Annotated in this window: 1 protein-coding gene; it reads left to right on the top strand. The window is 65.9% G+C overall.

What is annotated here, in order from left to right:
- Positions 1-622 (top strand): ATPase, T2SS/T4P/T4SS family (locus JK635_RS29090; protein ID WP_202655653.1); only part of this gene is annotated, 622 nt, incomplete at both ends.

A 622-nucleotide genomic window follows, 5' to 3' on the forward strand; every position in this document is an offset into this window, starting at 1 on the left:
ATACAAGCTGGCGGGCGTGAACCAGGTGCAGGTGAACGACAAGATCGAGCTGGACTTTGCCCGCGTGCTGCGCGCCTCGCTGCGCCAGGACCCCGACGTGGTGCTGGTGGGCGAGATGCGCGACCAGGAAACCGCGCAGATCGGCATGCGCGCCGCCCTGACCGGGCACCTCGTGTTCTCCACGCTGCATACCAATGACGCCGTCAGCACGCCAAACCGCCTGCTGGACATGGGCGTGCCGCCCTACATCATGGCCTCGGCGTTGCAGCTGGTGCTGGCGCAGCGCCTGGTGCGGGTGATCTGCGACGTCTGCGACGAGCCGCATGCGCTCTCCCTGTTGGAACGGGAATGGCTCAAGGCGGAACTGGGCAACCGGGTCGACGAGCACGACTTCCGGCATGGCCGCGGATGCAGCCATTGCAACAGCAGCGGCTACCGCGGCCGGATCGGCGTGTATGAAATGCTGGAAATGACCCAGTCGCTGGCCGACATCGCCTCGGAAAGCAATCCGCAGGCATTCATCCGCGAAGCCGAGCGCCAGATGAATGGCTGGACACTGCGGCGCCATGCGGTGCAGCTGGCGGTCGAAGGCAAGACCACCGTGGCCGAAGCCATGGCTGTC

This window comes from Neobacillus paridis, assembly GCF_016765675.1.
Taxonomy (GTDB): domain Bacteria; phylum Bacillota; class Bacilli; order Bacillales; family Cytobacillaceae; genus Neobacillus; species Neobacillus paridis.